Origin of the sequence: Celerinatantimonas yamalensis (assembly GCF_046054155.1) — a bacterium.
GTDB lineage: Bacteria > Pseudomonadota > Gammaproteobacteria > Enterobacterales > Celerinatantimonadaceae > Celerinatantimonas > Celerinatantimonas yamalensis.
This window is the reverse complement of record NZ_JBEQCT010000001.1, coordinates 646,480-667,854: the sequence shown is the minus strand read 5'-3', so window position 1 is coordinate 667,854 and position 21,375 is coordinate 646,480. Positions and strand designations below refer to the sequence as shown.

Genomic DNA, 21,375 nt, shown 5'->3' with positions numbered 1-21,375 from the left:
TGTAGCGCTTTTCTGTGATCTATGTATAGGTTTGTGAAATCGATTGGTAAATGGTCTGACCAATCGATTTCTCTTTTAGAGCGTTTCTAAATAACGATAAATGGACTTAAGAATCGCCATTTTCGTTGGATTATTTTGATGCTCTTGGCCTAGTTCTTCAAGTTCTAACAACCGTTGCTCAATGTGAGCGGGCAGATGCTCTTGTCGATAAGCATGCCATTGTTGTTGTTCGCTGTCGGTTAAAGCATAAGGGTAATTACGAGCCTTGTAGCGCAGTAATAGCTGATTTAAACGAGGGTCTTCAAATTGGAATGCATCCTTACTAATTGCTGCCGGATCGCTGCCGTGGAGGATTTCCATCAGCGCTTTGTCTCCTTTTCCAATAAATCCTTGATAAAGCGCACCATCCACATCGTCATGAGCGATCTTTCGAGGAGTATTAAAGACCTCAGCTAGTTTATCGCGGATTTCTGGATGTGCTTTTAATAATTCTAAACTGCTGCGGCATTGCTGACCATTCAAGCCAAGTTCTTCACCTCGCTGCGCACTTAGGGCTTTGGCCGGCGCGATAAACGGACACTTATTGGTATGAATGAGTTTTACGGGGATCGGATTTTCATCATCGCTAAGTTGATCGCGTCGCGTGTATAACCGCTGATAGATAGCTCGACTATCAAGTTCAATGAGCGGTGAGATATCTTGATTGAGGTCGACCACTATCACGGCATTTTTATTAACTGGATGCCAAGTCAGTGGAGCAATCCATGATATACAACCCTGAGCGGCGCCAAACATACCAGAGACATGGACTAATGGTTTTAAATTGACTAGATCAAAGAAGCTCGCCACATGGCGTTTATCACGTAGTGAAAACGCGAAATCATAAAGCTTAGGCTGAGCTTTTTTTAATAACTTGGCAAAATCAATCGTTGCGCGAACATCCGCTAATGCATCATGCGCATTTCCGTGTTCTAGGCCGTTGGCTGCAGTGAGTTTTTCTAACCTGAATGATGGTAACCCCTGTTCATCAACTGGCCATTCAATACCGTCGGGGCGCAATGCATAGAAGGCGCGAGCGACATCAATTAAATCCCAACGAGAATTACCATTTTGCCATTCTCGGGCATAAGGGTCATAAAAATTACGATACAGAGTATAGCGAGTCACTTCATCATCAAAACGAATGCTGTTGTAACCAACACCACAGGTTTGAGGCTGACTAAAATGCTGATTAATTTGATTAATAAAAGCGTCTTCGCATAGACCCCGTTCGAGCGTTTGTTGTGGTGTAATCCCAGTGATTAAACAAGCGGTTGGATTAGGAACATAGTCATTAGCTATCTGAGAGAACAATTCAATAGGCTCGCCAATTGGATTTAAATCTAGATCGGTTCGAATGGCTGCAAACTGTGCCGGTCTGTCAAATGCAGGTGAAGTGCCAAAGGTCTCATAATCATGAAACAATAATGTATCCGTCATACAAAAACGCCCAAGTATTCTTAACAAATGATTATGCTAACAGAACTACTAAGGCGTGACATCTGATTGATCACTAAGTACTTCGGAAAAAGCCCTCCGCAATTGGGAGAACTGCGGAGGGTATTACTTAAACGTAGCAGCTGTAAAACAGCAAAAAGGTAACTAAACGAATGACCAAAGTAAAAGATGTTTTACTCAGTCATTTACAAGATAAGATTTTATCAGAATTTAAGCATCACTCAAATGGGGTAAATGTATATATTCATACATAGATATAGCGAGAACGATCAAATTTCCAGCAAATTGTAGCATCGCTGGCTAGACTTTATACAGGTCAGTTATGGAGATCATCAATATGTCTTTGTTAGTGCGTGATTATCTACTAGAGCAGTCGATCATTTTTCATCCTCAACAATCATTAGCCCAAGTTGTTGAGTTACTAGTTAAAAACCAACAGATTGGGGCGCCTGTTTGTGATGATCAATCGCATCTATTGGGGTGGGTATCTGAGCAAGATTGTTTAAGCAAAATTCTGAAAGATGCCTATCACTGCGAGTCCATCTCATTGGTTGATGATGTGATGCGAACGGATGTGTTAACCGTTGAGCCAACGATGAGTGTTATAGAATTGGCGCAGATGATGTGCGATCATAAACCTAAAATGTATCCAGTCGTGGAAAATGGTCAATTGATCGGTATGATTACTCGTCGTGAGGTGCTTCATGCAATGAGTGACCAATTAGCCAGCTGTTTTGTTCATAAATAATGACGCAAAAGCCTCGAGTAGGTTGGTTTAACGGCTAAGAATTGGTAGCATCAGCGCCTTATGTTAGGGTAGAGGTGCGGAATTTGCGACCGTCAATAGCTAAGCTCATCGAACAATTGTCTTCTGTTTTATGTCGAGACCAACATCGGTTGAGACAAATTATCCAAAAATTGGCTCAGCAACAGGATGACATTAACTCTCAAGCCGTATCCAGAGTCAGCGAGCGTATTCAACGTTCATTTGCTGAAGTAGAGCGGCGTCGACAACTTGTTCCATCTTTCAATTATCCGGCTGAACTGCCTGTCGTTGCCAATAAAGATGATATCGCCGAAGCGATCGCGCAACACCAGGTTGTTATTGTTGCAGGTGAAACCGGTTCGGGTAAGACCACGCAATTACCCAAAATATGCCTTGAACTCGGATTAGGCCAACGTGGGCTAATTGGCCACACGCAGCCGCGACGCTTAGCCGCGCGAAGTGTAAGTGCTCGTTTGTGTGAAGAACTCCAGACCCAACCCGGTGAACAGGTGGGTTATAAAATCCGCTTTAATGATCAAGTCGGTGATAATACACTGATTAAATTGATGACGGATGGTGTATTACTTGCCGAGCTACAGCATGATCGCTTTTTAAGTCAATATGAAGTACTGATTATTGATGAAGCGCATGAGCGCAGTCTTAATATTGATTTTATTCTCGGTTATCTCAAACATATTTTGCTCAAGCGCCGTGATCTGAAGGTGATTATTACCTCCGCGACGATCGATCCTGAGCGTTTTTCGAAGCACTTTAACGATGCTCCAATGTTACTTGTTGAAGGGCGCACTTATCCGGTTGAAACCCGCTATCGTTCTGCCATTGAAACGAGTAAGGAGCATGACTTAAACGATGCTATTGATATGGCCATTGATGAATTATACCGAGAACAACGCGGTGATATCCTTATTTTTATGAATGGCGAACGTGAGATCAGAGACACTGCTGATTGGTTGCGGCGACGCCAATTACCGCATACTGAGATACTTCCATTATATGCTCGACTCTCTAATGCTGAGCAGAATAAGATTTTTGCCCCACATACTGGCCGACGAATTGTTTTGGCAACCAATGTCGCCGAAACCAGTCTGACGGTGCCTGGAATTCGCTATGTGATTGATCCAGGGACGGCCCGAATTAGCCGCTATAGTGCCCGAGCGAAAGTTCAGCGTTTGCCTATTGAAGCTATTTCACAAGCAAGTGCTAATCAACGAAAAGGACGCTGTGGCCGTATAGCAGAAGGGATCTGCATTCGCCTTTATAGCGAAGATGATTTCTTATCTCGGCCCGAATTTACTGATCCTGAAATTCGTCGTACTAACTTAGCGTCAGTTATTTTACAAATGGCAGCACTGCGCTTGGGCGACATACAGAGCTTCCCATTTATTGATCCACCTGATCAGAGAAGCATTAATGATGGGATTAATCTCCTCGATGAATTAGGTGCGGTGACTCCGCAAAATGGTAATTTTAGAGGGATTAAACTAACATCCCTAGGACAACAATTAGCACGATTGCCCGTTGATCCAAGAATGGCGAGAATGGTACTTGCTGGCGGTCAACTTGGTTGTGTCCGAGAGATCATGGTCATCTGTGCTGCGCTATCGATTCAAGATCCACGTGAGCGACCTCTTGATGCCAAACAAGCAGCCGATCTGCAGCATCAACGATTTATTGATAAACAATCAGATTTTGTCAGCTATCTGAATCTTTGGGATTATTTGCGAGGGTGTCAAAGTGAGCTTTCTCATAATCAATTTCGCAAACTGTGCACCAAAGAGTTTCTTGCTTACATGCGTGTTCGTGAATGGCAGGATATCTATCAACAGCTTCGTCAAGTCGCCGCTGAGTTAGGGCTTAAAGTTAATCAACAACGCGCTGAGTATGACACGATTCATCAGGCGATGGTGACCGGCCTACTGAGTCATTTAGGATTTCGTGATAAAGAACGAGAGTTTCTTGGAGCACGTAATACCCGGTTTGTTATTTTCCCTGGCTCAGCCTTAGCCAAGAAACCACCTAAATGGATTGTGAGTGCTCAGTTGGTTGAAACATCACGATTGTTTGCGCGTGATGCGGCGACGATTAAGCCTGAATGGTTAGAAACACTAGGACAGCATTTAGTCAAAGTAAGTTATAGCGAACCACATTGGTCGGCCAAACAGGGCGCCGTCTTAGCCTATCAAACGAAGACACTGTTTGGTGTGCCGATTGTGGTGCGACGCCTTTGCCAATATGGTTCGGTAGATCCTAAGCTTTCGAGAGACATTTTTATTCGCAGTGCGTTAGTTGAAGGAGAATGGCGTTATCAACCTGAATTTTTGAAAATCAATCAAGCTCTATTAGATGAGGTCGAAGAGCTCGAGCAAAAGAGCCGCCGACGCGATGTCAGGATTGATGACGAAAGTTTATATTATTTTTATGCTGAGCGGATCCCTGAAGATATTGTTTCAATTCAACACTTTAATCGTTGGTGGAAACAAGCTCAACAAACTGATCCACATCGATTAAATTTTGAAAAACAAATGTTGATGCGCCATGATGCTGAGCATGTGACAGCGAGGCAATATCCGGATGTTTGGCAACAGGGGGCGTTGACGTTACCTCTGAGCTATGTGTTTGAGCCCAATCAGATTGATGATGGCGTTTCGGTTACCATTCCGCTGGCAATGCTCAATCAGATCCATGAGCAAGGGTTTGACTGGCAGATCCCCGCATTTCGTGAAGAATTGATCATTGCTTGGATTAAATCATTACCTAAAACATTTCGCCGTAATTTTGTGCCTGCACCCAATTATGCTAAAGCATGTATGGAAGCTTTGCCGCTGCGAGATGATGAGAAACTCTTTGTGGCTGCGTTAGCTCATCAATTATTGCGGATGACTGGCGTACGCATTGATGATGAACAATGGGATGCAACACAGTTACCAGCTCATCTGCGGATTAACTTTAAAGTAATTGATCAAGGCCAGTTAGTTGCCCAAGGCCGAGAGCTCAATGCATTGCAACAACAACTCAAAGGGCAGGTTACTGAGCAGTTAAATGAAACGGCGCGAAGTCAAAAACTCGAAGTAAAAGAGCTCTATACCTGGCCTGATCAAGCGTTGCCAGAAGAGATCTCAGCGTCACAAAGTGGTTTAATCATTAAAAGTTATCCGGCATTAGTTGATAAAACCACGCATGTTGATGTACAGGTGTTTGATCGCCCAGAACGCGCGGCGCAGAACCATCGTCAAGGTGTACGACGATTACTGTTACTCAATGTGCCATCACCGATTAAGTATTTACAACAGAAGTTGCCGAATAAAACGAAATTGGGATTGTATTTCAACCCGTTTGGTAAAATTGAAGACCTGTTAGACGATTGTATCCAAGCGGCTGTTGATCAATTGGTTGAGACGAATATGATTCGGCATGAAAATGAATTTCTGCTTGCTAAAGAACGAGTTAGATCGGAAATTGCTGACACAACACTGGCTATCGCAGCTGAAGTTGAAAAAATTCTTTCAGCACATTATACAATAACTAAGAAGATGAAGGGACGGGTTGCATTCGATCAGGTGATGGCATTCAATGATGTGAAAACACAACTTCAGCAGTTGGTCTTTCGAGGTTTTGTGACTCAGGCTGGGGCAGCAAAAATGCGCGATATTCAGCGATATTTGCAAGCCGTGACGCGTCGTTTGGAAAAATTACCCATCGACCCCAATAAAGACCGATTAGCAATGATCCAAATCCAGCCAGCGCTAGATGCATATAATGGGTTAACCAGTAAGCTTAAACACCACCCGTTAGCCCAGGATTACTGTGATGAGATCCGCTGGATGATAGAAGAGCTAAGGGTCAGTTTATTCGCGCAGCAACTCGGTACAGCGCATCCAATTTCAGCTAAGCGCGTGTGCCAACGGGTTGATCAAATAACCAAGGAGCTGCGATGAGTCCAGTTAAACCCAAAATATCTATTCATTATTGTAGTCTATGTCGTTGGCTATTAAGAGCTAGTTGGCTTGCACAAGAGTTATTATTTACCTTTGATGATGAGCTAGCTGAAGTAGCGCTTTGTCCAGGTTTAAAAGGTGGGTTCGATATCTATGTAAATGATGAGCTAGTCTGGAGTCGGCAACAAGAAGGGCGTTTCCCTGAGGCAAAAGAGATCAAGCAGCGGGTTCGCGATATTATTGCGCCTGAGCGCGAGTTAGGGCATAGTGATCGTTAGTTGTTCCGAATAAAAAAGCCGCCTGTTAAGGCGGCTTTATCGATCACAATTTTAAGTAGAATTTATGCAGCTAAATTTGCAGCAACAAATTCCCAATTAACCAATTCCCAGAATCCTTTCAGATAGTTAGGACGGGCATTTCGATAATCAATATAATAAGCGTGTTCCCAGACATCACAGGTTAACAGTGGTGTTGCGCTATCAGTCAATGGGGTGCCCGCATTGCTTGTGTTAACGATGGCCAGTTTGCCTTCAGTTGTTTTAACTAACCAAGTCCAGCCCGAACCAAAGTTCCCAGTAGCACTATCAGAAAACTGAGTTTTAAATGCCTCAAAAGAACCAAATTGTGCAGTGATTGCTGCAGCTAATTCACCTTCTGCTTCACCACCACCATTAGGTGATAAACAGTTCCAGTAGAATGTGTGGTTCCACACTTGTGCGGCATTATTAAAAATGCCACCCGTTGAATTAACAATGATCTCCTCAAGAGATTTGCCTTCAAACTCAGTACCTTTAACCAAACCATTTAATTTTGTAACATAGGTTTGATGGTGTTTGCCGTAATGGTATTCCAATGTTTCAGCGGAAATATGTGGTTCCAGTGCGTTTTTCGCATATGGCAGTGCAGGTAATTCGAAAGCCATGATGATCTCCATGATTGAAAAGTTATTGATATTCACAGATACAATATAGTGTGAATATGAATAACTTATGTTGTAATTTTGACTAATTTCAATTTCCAGTTTAGCAATAAATGACAAGGGGCTACAACAAATTTAAGAAAAAATCATTGATGCGGATCAATGGGTGAAACTACCGCTGCGCTCTGTTATAGTTGGGATCACAAAAAGTTGCATTGCTGTATCATTCTAAGGTGAATATTGCTTCATGCGTAGTTCATTAATGCTAATATAGTGATGTTATGGTTTGATGGCGGCAATACCCCCGCCCAGTAAGTAATAAGAGAGTGTGAATGGAAACCGTAGAACGGATTAAACAACAGATTAGCGAAAACCCTATTCTGCTATACATGAAAGGTTCTCCCAAATTCCCGAGCTGTGGTTTTTCAGCGCAAGCCGTTCAGGCATTGTCGCAATGTGGTGAGCGCTTTGCCTATGTTGACATCTTGCAGAATCCAGAAATTCGCGCCGAACTGCCTAAATACGCAAATTGGCCGACATTCCCACAGTTGTGGGTTGAAGGTGAGCTGGTCGGTGGTTGTGATATTATCATGGAAATGTTCCGAGAAGGCGAGCTTGCCTCGTTAATCAAGGAAGCCGCAGCGAAGCATGCCGATGATGCAGAGCAATCTGCAGAGTAGGTAAGTATCGCAAAGCTAAATTTGGTTATCTCCCAGTACGTTATCTAATTATAGTTAAATACTGGGAGACACATCACAAAAAAAAGCGTATAGTGACACCCTTTTACATAATCTAAAGGTGTTGCACAGTATGACTGAAACATGTTCAGGCTTTGCTCAATTTCCACTTCCATCAGAAATCCTTAGGGCGGTTGCCGAGCTCGGTTATACTGAACCATCGCCAATTCAGGCGCAGACTATTCCGTTACTACTTGAAGGTCACGACGTACTTGGCATGGCTCAGACCGGTACGGGGAAAACAGCTGCATTTTCACTGCCTCTCATAGCTCGGATTGACCCGAGTGAAAAAAATACCCAATTATTAGTTTTAGCGCCAACCCGTGAGTTAGCCGGGCAAGTTGCTGAAGCAATTGAAAGTTACGCGAAAGTATTGAGTGACATTAAAGTTTTGGCGCTCTATGGTGGTCAAGATTATGGTCAGCAGTTACGTGCTTTGCGCCGCGGTGCTCAAATTGTTGTTGGTACACCTGGTCGAGTGATTGATCATCTCGAACGCGGTACTTTAAAGCTTGATCATTTGCGTGCTTTGGTGCTGGATGAAGCGGATGAAATGTTGCGTATGGGCTTTATTGACGATGTTGAAAAAATCATGTCAAAAACCCCTGAGACACGCCAAACTGCGCTATTCTCGGCAACAATGCCAACAGTTATTAGAAAACTGACACGTCAGTATATGCGTGATCCGAAAGAGATCAAAATTGCGGGAAAAACCGAGACCGTTGCCAATGTCAAACAAGGTTATTGGATGGTTGAACGCTACTCAAAACAGGAAGCGTTAGCTCGTATTCTCGAGATGCAAGAAAATGCGACAATCGTATTTGTCCGTACCAAGCAAGCAACAGTTGAGTTAGCCAGTGCCATGGAAGCGCGAGGTTTTCGTAGCCAAGCTCTTAATGGCGATATGAGTCAAAACTTGCGTGAACGTGCTGTTGAACAATTGAAAAATGGCGAAATTGACGTCGTTGTGGCGACAGATGTTGCAGCTCGTGGCTTGGATGTTGAGCGTATTGAATTAGTTGTTAATTATGACATTCCGTTTGATACCGAAGCGTATGTACATCGAATCGGTCGTACTGGTCGTGCGGGTCGTTCAGGGGAAGCAATTTTGTTTGCTGCTCGTCGTGAACAACGGATGCTGCATCAAATTGAACGGGCTACCCGCCAGAAAATAGAGCCAATTAGCTTGCCGACAGCCAAAGAGCTTGAAACTTGTCGCCTAGAACGCTTCACTGCTAAGTTAGTTAAACTCAGTGAAAGTAAACAGTTAGATGACTACCGTCAATTAACTCAAGAGTTAATGACGCTGCATGAAGGTTCAATTGAGGATCTAGCAGCAAAATTATTGATGATTGCTCAAGGTTCTCGTCCATTAAAAGTAGTTGAACCCGCTCGTGAAAAACATCAAGAATCTGCGCGGGTGCGTAAACCCAGCAGTAGTCGCCGTGAACGTTCGGCAGGGGCAAACACTGGTGGCCATGAACGGAAACGTTCACGTCCGACAGCTGATGTTCCGATGGAACGCTTTCGTGTTGATGTTGGCCGTAGTCACGGTGCACAACCTAAACATATTGTTGGTGCTATTGCCAATGAAGCGAACATTGAAAGTCAGTTCATTGGACGCATTGAATTGTTTGATGATCACAGTACTGTTGAATTACCGAAAGGTATGTCAGATACAGTATTCCGTGATCTAGGCAAAGCTTATGTGAAACAGCGTAAATTACGCATTCGTCGAGCTTAGTTCCACGATTGATAGATAAAGGCAGCCATTTGAGCTGCCTTTTTTATTGCCATTTTGTTAATCTAAGGCTCCAGACACCTTATTGACGAGATTTTGTTGTGCCTGTCATTCGAACATTGTTTATTTTTTTATTTATTATTTTTTCTATTACCACCTACGCTGATGATTCTCCCCCAGGAGCACTTGTGATGACCCGCTCCGATTGGAGCAGTCATAATGATCAATATTTAGCAAAACCAGCCAGCCTAATGAAGCTGTTAACAGCTACGGCTGCATGGGAGAAACTGGGACCTAAATTTCAATTTGTCACGTCACTACATTATAAAAAAGAGGGTACCCATCAAGCAGCTGTACAGCTTATTTTTAATGGTGACCCAACATTAACGATCACCGATCTAGCACAACTAGTCCATCACTTAAAACAGGCTGGGATCAATCAGATCATTCGCTTTGATGTCGATGATTCGCACTATAGCGGCCATCAATGGGGACTTGGACAAGTATGGAATGATCATGGGATCTGCTTTGCTGCGCCTGTCACTGCTATTATTCTTGATCATAACTGCGTACGAGGTAACTTGAGACCCACTCAAATGGGTCAGCCAGCTCGATTGTTTGTTTCAGATTATGCTGGGGTCAGTTTTACCAATCAGGTAATAACCAGGCCATCATCATCTACTTGCGAACCACTACACGAAGTAACAAGCAACAACCACTTTACCTTATCTGGATGTATTTCTGCTGAAAAAACGGAGCTCCCCTTAGCGTTTTCAGTCGTCAATGTACATGCTTATCTTCGTGCCATCTTGCAGAAGATGACTCAACTTGAAGGCGTGCAGTGGGATGGGGAATTGCACTTTATGTCGGTTACGTCACCTTATACAAAATATGTTGCACATGTGTCAAAACCGTTGGCCGATTTATTACATCACATGCTAAAAGTTTCGGATAACGTCATTGCTGATAGCTTATTCAAGCAACTTGCTTGGCAATCTGATAAAGGCGTAGGGACCTACCGAGAAGGTGCTAAGGTTGTCTGGCAAGTATTAGCGATCCACCATATTGCCAAGCGTAATCAAGTGATGATGGATGGGTCAGGGTTATCACGAGAGGATCTTATTTACCCTGAAACCTTTTACAAAGTTCTACAGCTTTGGTTGCATGATCCGAAATTTCATTCATTGATTGATGATTTGCCAATATCCGGTGTTGATGGCACGTTACGTTATCGCCATAGTGTTTTAACGGCGCAATTAAAGGGGGAAATTCATGCAAAAACAGGGTCGATGGATGGTGTTTCCAATTTAGCTGGCTATATTTACCGGCGAGGAAAACTGATCCCCTTTGTGTTAATGAGTAACCAAGTGGCTGATAGTGATGAATCGATGAGCGCTATTGATCGGATGAAAGATTATGAGCAGAGTTGGTTGCTTGCAGGATTAAAACATCAATAAGTTGTTACACTAGTAGCATGTTTGTCTAATAATAGTCTTTTTTAAGCAATTCCATATGGGATTGCTGTTATTTTCGACAGATGATTAACTAGTTAATATCTGCCAGCTGGTACGATATGCTAGCTGGCATAATTAGAATAGCATTATTGTTTGAATGATTGCTTCGTGTTGTCATAAGCATATTAAAAAATGCTCATTTGTGATTAAATTTGGTGAAATTTACTAAAAATATAAACTCAGGGAATAGTTTTAAACAAATGAGTACTACAACATCGGTTAGTAGCCGTTGGTCAAGCAAATTGGCCTTTATTTTAGCTGCAACAGGTTCGGCAGTCGGATTAGGAAATCTTTGGAAGTTTCCGTATATCATGGGGCAAAATGGCGGTGGAGCATTTGTCCTTGTTTATCTTTTTTGTGTTCTTCTGGTCGGTATTCCTGTGATGATGGCTGAAGTATATATCGGTAAAGAAGGCCGTTCTTCACCTGCTCACGCAATGGGCAAAGTGGCTCGAGAACATAATATCAGCTCTAATTGGTCATATAATGGTGCGTTGGGTGTTCTAGCTGGATTTTTGATCTTAAGTTTCTATGTTGTTATTGCCGGCTGGGCCGTTGCTTATATCTATTATTCAGCCAGTGGTGCAATCACTGCGGCGAATGGTCAGTCTGCAGTGATCCAACATCTTTTTGGCAGTTTAGTCGGGTCAGTAGATAAACTTATCTTGTTTACAACCATTATCATTGGTGTATCCGTCTATGTTTTGTCTCACGGCGTGAAACAAGGACTGGAAATTGCAATCCGCTATATGATGCCAGCATTGTTTATTTTACTTGTGATTGTCATGTTGTATTCATGTGCAACAGGTGACTTTCATGGTGCTGTGCAATTTATGTTTTACCCTGATTTCAGTAAATTAAGTTTTAGTGGTTTTCTGGTTGCGCTGGGGCACGCTTTTTTTACCTTGAGTTTGTCATTAGGGATTATGATCATGTATGGGGCTTATCTGCCGGAGGGCACTTCGATTGCTAAGACATCCATTATTGTTGCTTTAGCTGACACAGTTGTGGCCCTTTTTGCTGGACTAGCTATTTATCCTGTTGTATTTGCGCATGGTATTGCACCGGGAGCCGGTCCAGGTTTGTTATTTAAGTCTTTACCGATTGCGTTTAGTAACATGCCACTGGGTGGCTTCATTGCCACACTGTTTTTTGTTATGGTTACGTTTGCCGCATTGACCTCGGTTTTATCTTTATTTGAAGCGCCAATCGCCTATTTTGTTGAACGTCGGGGAATGACTCGTATCAGTGCCACGATCTTATGTGGTGTATTAATTTGGCTGCTGAGTTTATTGTCTATATTCTCGCTTGCTGGCGCGAGCTGGGCGACATTTAAGACTCCCTTGGGCAACGGTTTCTTTGATATTCTCGACTATGTAACGGCTAATATTATGTTGCCGGTGTGCGGATTGTTTACTGCAATATTCGTCGGTTGGAAGTTAAAAGTGAACAAACGCACTGCGAAAAGTTTTGAGATGAAAGTAGGCTTTTCACAGTATATCTTTTGTCTGCGATATATCACGCCTGCTGCTATTACATTAGTTTTTCTCAATGCCATCGGCGTGTTGCCATGGTTATTGAAATATCTAGAGCATTCACTCTAACGATTCAAAAACGTAAAAAGTCCTCGATTATGTGAGGTAATGCCGATCAATTAAGCCAAATAGGGTCGGTCAACTGACCTCTTAAGAATGTAAAAATCCGAGTGTATTCGATGCATTCGGATTTTTTGTGGATATTTCACAAGCCTTGGGTATCTTCACCACTTGGACACCCAATTAGGTCGAAATATGATCCAATTGACTATCCCCTTGCTTGGATAGATGATGTGTACTTATTGACCGATTAGGGCAGTTGACTTTAGCGTCCATGATCCGAGTACCATTAAAGCTTAGCTGATTGTTTCATTGCAGTGCGCGACAAATGCTCGGGGCTTTCTCAATTCTATTCATTATATTGAGATCATTAACAAAGTCATTGATGGACTGATCATTATCAAGGACCATTCTCTACGAACCTATGGGTTAGTTTATTCGCACTTCTAGTGCGCTCCCTTATCTGCTCAAGAACATCCATCGTAGGGCTCGCTTGATATTAGAAGCACGAAGGGAAAGAACATTTTCAAACAGTTAGACCAAGACTGAAAAAATACATCTATACGAACAATGCCGCTTATCTTAAGTGAACGGTATGAGTTGATTATGAGAGATTTTTTTAGTTGAGCATTTATTAAATAAGCTACGCTTATCTAGAAAAATTTTTATACAATTATCATTAATCGTTGTTTTTGCTTTTTTTTTAATCGATTTTGATAAATAAAATTAGAAATATCGCGTTTTTCTTTGATTTTGGTTGCCGCTATAAGCAGTTTTATTACACTAGGGTCATATTTTTCGGATAAGGATTTGATAGATGTCTACGCATGTAGCTAAATATCGCAAAGATTACCTCTCACCTGCATTCACTACTGAGCATGTGGATCTTGATATCATACTTGATGATCATCGAACCAAAGTGACTGCGATTTTAGATGTAAAGCAACTGCGCGAAGGAGAAGTGCTGCATCTTGATGGTAATAAGTCGCTTAATTTGTTACAGATTTTGGTTAATGGCCAAGCACATGATGATTATCAATGCAGTGATGACAGCCTGACAATTTCTGGTATTGGCAGCTGCCAGCTGACTATCGTGAATGAAATTGACCCGAAAAATAACTCAGCTTTGGAAGGATTGTATAAATCAGGTGACGCCTTTTGTACTCAATGTGAAGCGGAAGGTTTTCGTCGGATCACCTTTTATCAAGATCGCCCTGACGTATTAGCAACGTTTACAACGCGTATTGAGGCACCTAAAACAGGCTATCCATTTTTATTATCTAATGGTAATAAAGTCGACGGAGGCGAGCTGGATAACGATCGCCATTGGGTACGTTGGCAAGATCCATTTCCTAAGCCCTGCTATTTGTTTGCACTCGTTGCAGGCGATTTTGATCAATTAGCGGATACCTTTACCACACGTAGTGGCCGCCAAGTGGCACTCGAAATATTCGTTGACAAAGGCAATCTATATCGTGCGCATCATGCGATGGAATCGCTTAAAAAATCGATGGCCTGGGATGAACAGCGTTTTGATTTAGAATACGATCTTGATATTTATATGGTCGTCGCGGTTGATTTTTTCAACATGGGGGCAATGGAAAATAAAGGCCTAAACGTCTTTAACTCTAAATATGTACTAGCCAGCCCAGATACTGCAACGGATGCCGATTACATGGGAATTGAATCGGTGATCGGCCATGAGTATTTTCATAACTGGACCGGTAACCGTGTCACGTGCCGCGATTGGTTTCAGTTATCACTTAAAGAGGGGCTAACGGTCTTCCGCGATCAAGAGTTTAGCTCTGATTTGAACTATCGTTCGGTCAAGCGCATTAATAGCGTTCGTATATTACGTGGTCAGCAATTTGTTGAAGATGCTGGTCCAATGGCGCATCCAATTCGCCCAGAAAAAGTTATTGAAATGAATAACTTTTATACACTGACCGTGTATGAGAAAGGTGCAGAAGTGATTCGAATGATCCATACCTTACTTGGTGAAGAAAAATTCCAAGCAGGGATGGCACTTTATTTTCAACGTCATGATGGACAAGCCGTTACATGTGATGATTTTACCCAAGCGATGCAAGATGCTTCTGGTATTGATTTAGGTCTATTTCGTCGTTGGTATTCACAATCCGGAACCCCTCAGTTAGATGTTTCTGATCGCTATGATGCACAAACTAAACAATATCATTTAACTATTCGTCAAATGACGCCGGTGACTGCAGATCAAGATGAAAAATTACCGCTTCATATCCCAGTTGACATCGAACTTCTAACGGATGCAGGTGAATCGATAGCATTAGTAGGCTGTGATACGCAGCGTAATGGAGCAGTTTTAAATCTGCGAGACCAAGAAGAAACCTTTATTTTTGAAAATGTGGCCAATGAACCGACGATTTGCCTATTGCAACAATTTTCAGCGCCAGTGAAATGTCATTACGATTATAGCGATGAGCAGCTGTTACGGATTACTCAGTTTGCGACAGATACATTTTGCCGTTGGGATGCTCTGCAACACTTGATTCATAAATATATCCGGTTGAATGTTCACAATCAGCAAAATGGTGGTGTATTTGAACTACCTGAGTCGTTTGTGGATGTGTTGCGTGGTGCTCTTCTAGACCCTGACATAGACCCAGCGTTCAATGCATTATTGTTTACCTTGCCAAGTACTATAGAGCTTATTCAGTTGTTTGATGAAGCAGATATTGCAACGATTGACAGTGTCCGTGGGAAATTGATGCAATACTTAGCTGAACAACTTGAAGATGAGATGACTGCGTTAATCCATCATGCGAGTCAAATTGATCACAATGATTTGGAAGCGATTCAAATCGGTTGGCGCAGTTTGAAATCACAATTGTTACAATTTGCAGCGTTCCGTGATGAAGCACTTATTGCAAATGAGTACCGGCAGGCTCAGACCATGACGATGACTTTGGCTGCACTCACTGCGGCTAACCAAGCGGATCTCCCTTGCCGCGATGAGCTGATGCGTGACTTTGAGAAAAAATGGCAGCACGATGGGTTAGTGATGGATAAATGGTTTAATTTACAAGCGACTTATCCAGGTACTGATGCGCTGCAGCGAGTGAAAAGTTTATTAAAGCATCCTAGTTTTAGCTTAAGTAATCCGAACCGAACTCGAGCACTCGTTGGTCGATTCTGTTATTGGAACGCTGTGGCATTTCATGCTGAAGATGGCAGTGGATATGAGTTTTTGTCAGAGATTTTAATGCAGCTTAACGAGAATAATCCGCAATTAGCCGCGGGGTTGCTCACGCCGCTAATTCAATTTGCTCGATTAGGCAAAACGCGTCAGGCAAAAATTAAAGTCATATTAGGTAAGTTAGCCGCATTACCTAATATCAGTGGTGACTTGTATGAAAAAGTCGACAAGGCACTTAGCCAAATTAATTCATAAGTAAATATTAGGAGCTTTCGAGCTCCTTTCCTTTTTATATGTCTATAATGAAACAATATTTATTTAATATCTATATTAGCTATGATGAATTCCTCGATGTTTATCGAGGCGTTGTGAAAAATCTCATTGTGCGCAGTGATAGTGGTCTTTCATTGCAGATTCAAGCATGTCATTTTTTACCTTTTCTAACTCAAATAGGACTCCGGGGGCGGTTTCGTTTAACTACGGATAACAAAAATAAATACGTGTCATTAGAAAAAATAAGTTAATAAAGTGATAACAGTTTGAAAATTATTTATTAAATAGCGTTACTATGAGCACGGTTAAAATTGATTCTATAGTTATTAAGTTTCTAGTGTCGACTGAAGGAAATATCTGATGACGAGAGTACATGTTTCATCCGTATTGCTTGAAAAAGTCTACGCGATTGTCGAGCGTAAACTTCCTGATGGTGAAGCGTCTATTGCGACGCAATTTATGGCAAAAATGTTTGAGGGATTATCAAGCATTGATTTATCACGTCATAGTGATAGCGATCTCTATGGAATGGGCATTAATCTTTGGAATGCGCTGCAAGAAACTACGGTTGATGAAACGTATATATATGTCTATAACCCTGAATTGTCTCGCCATGGCTGGCAATCAGCACATACAGTCGTTGAAATTGTCGTGCGGGATCAACCCTTCTTAGTCGACTCGATTCGAATGGCTCTAAATCGCTCCGGGATCAACGCGCATCTATTTTTACACGAGCCTATGGCTGTACAACGCGATAGTAAAGGATTAGTGAGCACCATTGCTCGCACCGCTGAAAATCGAGATAGTGCCCATCAAACTGCATTTATTATTGAGATTGACCGCCAGTCATCACAACAAACGATCGATACTATTAAAGATGAACTCTCTCAAGTTTTAAAAGAAATATCTCTGGTGGTGTGTGACTGGATGTCGATGCGAGATAAATTACAAACCGTCACTCGCTCTCTTGAGCAGTCTGCTCAGCAACATCAATATGACTTTGACCAACAGCTTGGATTCTTAAAATGGTTAAGTAATGATAATTTTACTTTTTTAGGTTATCGATTTTATGCCCTTAAACCTGTCGAAGGGGACTATCATTTGGAGCCTGCTGAGGGGGACGTTTTTGGTATTTTCCGCAGTGATATTGAAACGCCTACGGTGATTTTATCTTCAGTTCCCGAGGAAGCGCGTTACTTAGCGTTGAATAAAAATCCATTATTGCTTAATAAAAGTCGCTTTAAATCACGTGTTCATCGGCCCGCTTATATTGATCATATTGGGGTGAAAGCATTTGATGTAAAAGGCAAGGTTGTAGGCGAACATCGCTTTATCGGTCTGTATGCATCCGTTATTTATAATCATAGTGTCATGGATATTCCTCTGATCAATGAGAAAGTTAAACGTATTATGGATAATTCGGATCTTTCTGCTGGATCGCATGCTTATAAAGCGCTGTTGAATTTTATTGAAACCTACCCGCGTGATGACTTAATTCAGGCCAGCGAAGATGAACTTCTAGAAACGGGCATTGCAGTGTTCCAGATCCAAGAACGCGATCAAGTGAAATTATTCGTGAGACGTGATATCTACGGTCGGTTTTATTCTTGTTTGGTTTACACAACCAAAGAGCGTTTCAACACTAGTTTTCGTCAGAAAACCCAAGCAATTCTCAAAGAATATTTTTCTGGAGTTGGAGACGTTGAGTTCTCGACTTATTTCACCGAAGGTGCACTGGCTAGAACGCACTATTTAGTGCGTGTTGAAGCGCCCCGTGATGACATCAACTTGGCTGAATTGGAGCAAAATTTGATTGAAGCCGCGCGCTCTTGGGATGATAAATTATCCGATTCATTAATTGCGAACTTTGGGGAAGACGAAGCGCATCGTTTAATTCGCAAGTATCAAGCTGCATTTCCTCGTTCATTTAAAGAATCAGTCATGCCGGGCTCAGCTGTTGCTGATATTAGCCAGTTAGAGCAACTTCATTCTGAGGAAGAATTGGGGATGCTATTGTATCGCCCTCAAGAGCAAAAACGCAGCAGCAATCAAGTTAATCTCAAATTATTTCATCTTGGAGCTCCGTTATTTTTATCTGATATTTTGCCGATGTTAGAAAATATGGGACTACGTGTGATTGGTGAGTCACCTTATCGAATTCATACTGTTGAGGAGCAAACGTATTGGATTTTAGAATTTGCGATGTGTTATGTCGGCGATGGTGAGCTAGAACTGGATAAATATCGAGATAATTTCCAACAAGCATTTGCAGGAATATGGCGTGGCACCATAGAAAGTGATGGATTTAACCGACTAGTTCTGCAGGCTGGCTTAACTGGTCGAAACGTCACGATTTTGCGTTCATATGCTAAATATATGCGGCAAATTGGGGTTAAATTTAGCCAACAATATATGGAAGAAGCACTCTCGCGCTATCCGCATATTGCAGCGATGTTGGTCCAACTGTTTCAGTCCCGTTTTGCGTTGGATTTACGAGATAGTGCACAAGAAGAATTGCTTAGTCAGTCGATTATTGATTCTTTAGAGCGAGTTGATAATCTAGATGATGACCGCATTATTCGTCGCTTCCTTGAATTAATTCAAGCAACTATTCGAACCAACTATTATCGCTACAATCAGATGCGCGATTACATCTCATTTAAATTTCTACCAGAACACATTAGTGAAATGCCGGAGCCCAAACCACATTTTGAGATCTTTGTCTATTCTCCGCGGGTGGAAGGTGTGCATTTGCGAGGTGGGAAAGTGGCTCGTGGTGGATTGCGCTGGTCAGATCGACGTGAAGATTTTCGCACTGAGATCCTAGGGTTAATGAAAGCGCAACAAGTTAAAAATACGGTCATTGTACCCGTGGGGGCCAAAGGAGGGTTTGTTTGTAAGCAACTCCCCGCGATAACCGATCGAGATGCTTGGCTTAGCGAGGGGCAGAACTGTTATCGAATCTTTATTCGAGGATTGCTTGATATAACTGACAATATTCTTGATGGGGAAATTATTTCGCCTGAAGATGTGATTCGTCATGATGAAGACGACCCTTATTTAGTCGTTGCTGCAGATAAAGGAACCGCGACATTTTCTGATATTGCCAATGAAATTAGTGCCCAGTATCAATTTTGGTTGGGTGATGCGTTCGCCTCAGGTGGCAGTCATGGTTATGATCATAAAGGAATGGGCATTACTGCAAAAGGGGCATGGGAGTCCGTTCAACGTCATTTTAAAGAGTTGGGTAAAAACTGCCAGCTGGAACCCTTTAGTTGTATTGGGATTGGCGATATGGCGGGCGATGTGTTTGGCAACGGAATGTTATTGTCAGAGCAAACGCAATTGATAGCGGCCTTTAACCACATGCATATTTTTATCGACCCAACTCCCGATACGGCGGCCTCATATCAAGAACGAAAACGACTTTTTGATAAACCTCGTTCAAGCTGGGATGACTATGATCGCTCGTTAATTTCCAAAGGTGGAGGATTATTTTTACGCTCAGCTAAATCCATTCCTTTGAGCGTAGAGATGCGTCAGATATTGGCTACAGATGCAAAACGTCTCGCGCCCAATGAATTGATCAAAGTGATTCTCAAAGCACCTGTTGATTTACTTTGGAATGGTGGTATTGGGACTTATGTGAAAGCGACTCATGAGACTGATCTAGAAGTGGGGGATCGCGCCAATGATCCCGTTCGTATTAATGGCGCTGAGTTGGGTGCGAAAATTGTGGGCGAAGGGGGAAATCTAGGATGTACCCAGCAAGGGCGGATTGAATTTGCGACCCATGGCGGTCAGATTAATACCGATTTTACTGATAATGTGGGTGGGGTCGATTGCTCCGATAACGAAGTCAATATTAAGATTTTACTCAATTCATTAGTCCGTAAGGGGGATCTCACTGAGAAGCAACGCAATGAAATTCTAACCCAAATGACCGATGATATCTCAACGATTGTTTTGCGCCATGCTTATCGCCAAGGGCAAAGTATTAGTATTACAGAATCTCTAGGGCAGGGGGTTGGTAAAGAGAATATCCGCTTTATCCACTCACTAGAGCGTCAGGGCTGGCTAGATCGCACTTTGGAGAACTTACCATCCGATGATGAACTTAGCGAACGAATTGCTACTAAAATTGGTTTAACACGCCCTGAGATGGCTATCTTGGTAGCCTATGCGAAGATGGTACTCAAACAGCAATTTAATACGCCAGAGTTGACTGAAGACGAGTATTTCCAGCAAGTATTAGTGCAATCATTCCCTCCATTATTGCAAGAGCGTTATCGCGATGCCATGGACGAACATCCACTTCGCTCAGAGATTATTGCCACCCGATTAGCCAATCAGATAGTCGATGATATGGGTTTTAATTTTGTGGCTCGATTGCAAGATGATACTGGGGCTAGCGCTGCTGAAATTTGCATTTGTTATGTTATGAGCCGCGAAATTTTTGGAATTCAACACCTGTTTGAGCAGCTTGAAGCTTTAGATAATCAAGTTGATGCACAAGTACAACTCGATTTAATGGGGAAAGTTCGCCGGTTGATGCGTCGTGCGGTGCGCCGTTTTTTACGCCAGCGTAACCGTAAGTTAACGATCGATGAGCAGGTCGCCCGCTATCAACCGGTCTATCAAACTTTAATCAATTCTCTTGATGATGCACTTGTTCCAGAAGAGGTCACTGAAATTCAAGATAACGTTGATCTATGGGCATTGGCAGGGGTTCCTGTAGAGGTTGCTCGGCGAGTGGCTGAACTGAGCTCTATCTTTGCGTGCCTCGATATTGCTGAAATAAGTGAACAAGTAGATAGCACCGCATTTTATGTTGCTGATCTCTACTTTAGTTTAGGGGCAAAAATGGGGTTACATTGGTTCTTGAATCAGATTCTGACTCAGCCTGTTGATAATCATTGGCAAGCATTAGCACGTGCGTCATTTCGTGAAGAGCTAGATTGGCAACAACGCGTATTGGTAACTCATTCTATTCGCTGGTTAGAGCAGGAGAAATTGGATGCTGATCCTGGCGTTGATGAATGGATGCTTGCTCATAGCCAATTAATTGAACGTTGGCAGCATATGTTGGCTGATTTTAAGACATCCACTACCCATGAATTTGCTAAATTTTCAGTATTGTTGCGTGAACTCAATTTATTGAATTTAAACTGCGCCGATTTAGGGTAGACTATTCCCCCCGAA

At 42.4% G+C, this 21,375-nt stretch carries 12 protein-coding genes; 10 read left to right on the top strand and 2 right to left on the bottom strand.

The window, feature by feature from the left end; translation table 11 throughout:
• Nucleotides 1-75 precede the first annotated feature (75 nt).
• Nucleotides 76-1,479, bottom strand: a complete 1,404-nt coding sequence (gene sbcB, locus ABUE30_RS03215) for an exodeoxyribonuclease I (protein ID WP_408622221.1) — start codon at nt 1,477-1,479, stop codon at nt 76-78.
• Nucleotides 1,480-1,834: 355 nt separating this feature from the next.
• On the opposite strand from sbcB, the gene ABUE30_RS03210 reads away from it, so the two are divergent.
• The 3 genes from ABUE30_RS03210 (at nt 1,835) to ABUE30_RS03200 (ending at nt 6,497) form a co-directional block, all read left to right on the top strand.
• Nucleotides 1,835-2,245: a CBS domain-containing protein gene (locus ABUE30_RS03210; protein ID WP_408622220.1), complete on the top strand. Its 411-nt coding sequence runs from the start codon at nt 1,835-1,837 to the stop codon at nt 2,243-2,245.
• An 83-nt stretch (nt 2,246-2,328) separates the two neighbouring features.
• Nucleotides 2,329-6,219, top strand: a complete 3,891-nt coding sequence (hrpA, locus tag ABUE30_RS03205) for an ATP-dependent RNA helicase HrpA (protein WP_408622219.1) — start codon at nt 2,329-2,331, stop codon at nt 6,217-6,219.
• Nucleotides 6,216-6,497, top strand: a complete 282-nt coding sequence (locus ABUE30_RS03200; RefSeq protein WP_408622218.1) for a SelT/SelW/SelH family protein — start codon at nt 6,216-6,218, stop codon at nt 6,495-6,497. The genes hrpA and ABUE30_RS03200 overlap by 4 nt, the downstream gene beginning before the upstream one ends.
• A gap of 62 nt (nt 6,498-6,559) precedes the next feature.
• Here ABUE30_RS03200 and sodB read toward each other — a convergent pair whose 3' ends face one another.
• Nucleotides 6,560-7,141: a superoxide dismutase [Fe] gene (sodB, locus tag ABUE30_RS03195; RefSeq protein WP_408622217.1), complete on the bottom strand. Its 582-nt coding sequence runs from the start codon at nt 7,139-7,141 to the stop codon at nt 6,560-6,562.
• 329 nt (nt 7,142-7,470) lie between these two features.
• Between sodB and ABUE30_RS03190 the strand changes: the two genes are divergently transcribed.
• The 7 genes from ABUE30_RS03190 (at nt 7,471) to ABUE30_RS03160 (ending at nt 21,360) form a co-directional block, all read left to right on the top strand.
• A complete protein-coding gene (locus ABUE30_RS03190; RefSeq protein WP_408622216.1) occupies nt 7,471-7,818 on the top strand; it encodes a Grx4 family monothiol glutaredoxin in 348 nt (115 codons plus the stop codon).
• A gap of 130 nt (nt 7,819-7,948) precedes the next feature.
• Nucleotides 7,949-9,619 (top strand): DEAD/DEAH box helicase, encoded by a 1,671-nt coding sequence (locus ABUE30_RS03185; RefSeq protein WP_408622215.1) that lies wholly within the window; start codon nt 7,949-7,951, stop codon nt 9,617-9,619.
• 188 nt (nt 9,620-9,807) lie between these two features.
• Nucleotides 9,808-11,073, top strand: coding sequence for a D-alanyl-D-alanine carboxypeptidase/D-alanyl-D-alanine endopeptidase (dacB, locus tag ABUE30_RS03180; protein WP_408622214.1), 1,266 nt, complete (start codon nt 9,808-9,810; stop codon nt 11,071-11,073).
• Nucleotides 11,074-11,330: 257 nt separating this feature from the next.
• Entirely contained in the window at nt 11,331-12,734 is a 1,404-nt protein-coding gene (locus ABUE30_RS03175; RefSeq protein ID WP_408622213.1) for a sodium-dependent transporter, read from the top strand.
• An 808-nt stretch (nt 12,735-13,542) separates the two neighbouring features.
• Nucleotides 13,543-16,155 (top strand): aminopeptidase N, encoded by a 2,613-nt coding sequence (pepN, locus tag ABUE30_RS03170; protein ID WP_408622212.1) that lies wholly within the window; start codon nt 13,543-13,545, stop codon nt 16,153-16,155.
• 47 nt (nt 16,156-16,202) lie between these two features.
• Entirely contained in the window at nt 16,203-16,424 is a 222-nt protein-coding gene (locus ABUE30_RS03165) for a DUF2835 domain-containing protein (RefSeq protein ID WP_408622211.1), read from the top strand.
• 109 nt (nt 16,425-16,533) lie between these two features.
• Nucleotides 16,534-21,360, top strand: coding sequence for an NAD-glutamate dehydrogenase (locus ABUE30_RS03160; protein WP_408622210.1), 4,827 nt, complete (start codon nt 16,534-16,536; stop codon nt 21,358-21,360).
• The last annotated feature ends 15 nt before the right edge of the window (nt 21,361-21,375 follow it).

What these genes read in the sequence shown, in the direction of transcription:
- sbcB (WP_408622221.1), bottom strand. Translation starts at nt 1,479, where the DNA reads ATGACGGATACATTATTGTTTCATGATTATGAGACCTTTGGCACTTCA.
- ABUE30_RS03210 (WP_408622220.1), top strand. Translation starts at nt 1,835, where the DNA reads ATGTCTTTGTTAGTGCGTGATTATCTACTAGAGCAGTCGATCATTTTT.
- ABUE30_RS03200 (WP_408622218.1), top strand. Translation starts at nt 6,216, where the DNA reads ATGAGTCCAGTTAAACCCAAAATATCTATTCATTATTGTAGTCTATGT.
- sodB (WP_408622217.1), bottom strand. Translation starts at nt 7,141, where the DNA reads ATGGCTTTCGAATTACCTGCACTGCCATATGCGAAAAACGCACTGGAA.
- ABUE30_RS03190 (WP_408622216.1), top strand. Translation starts at nt 7,471, where the DNA reads ATGGAAACCGTAGAACGGATTAAACAACAGATTAGCGAAAACCCTATT.
- ABUE30_RS03185 (WP_408622215.1), top strand. Translation starts at nt 7,949, where the DNA reads ATGACTGAAACATGTTCAGGCTTTGCTCAATTTCCACTTCCATCAGAA.
- dacB (WP_408622214.1), top strand. Translation starts at nt 9,808, where the DNA reads ATGACCCGCTCCGATTGGAGCAGTCATAATGATCAATATTTAGCAAAA.
- ABUE30_RS03175 (WP_408622213.1), top strand. Translation starts at nt 11,331, where the DNA reads ATGAGTACTACAACATCGGTTAGTAGCCGTTGGTCAAGCAAATTGGCC.
- pepN (WP_408622212.1), top strand. Translation starts at nt 13,543, where the DNA reads ATGTCTACGCATGTAGCTAAATATCGCAAAGATTACCTCTCACCTGCA.
- ABUE30_RS03165 (WP_408622211.1), top strand. Translation starts at nt 16,203, where the DNA reads ATGAAACAATATTTATTTAATATCTATATTAGCTATGATGAATTCCTC.
- ABUE30_RS03160 (WP_408622210.1), top strand. Translation starts at nt 16,534, where the DNA reads ATGACGAGAGTACATGTTTCATCCGTATTGCTTGAAAAAGTCTACGCG.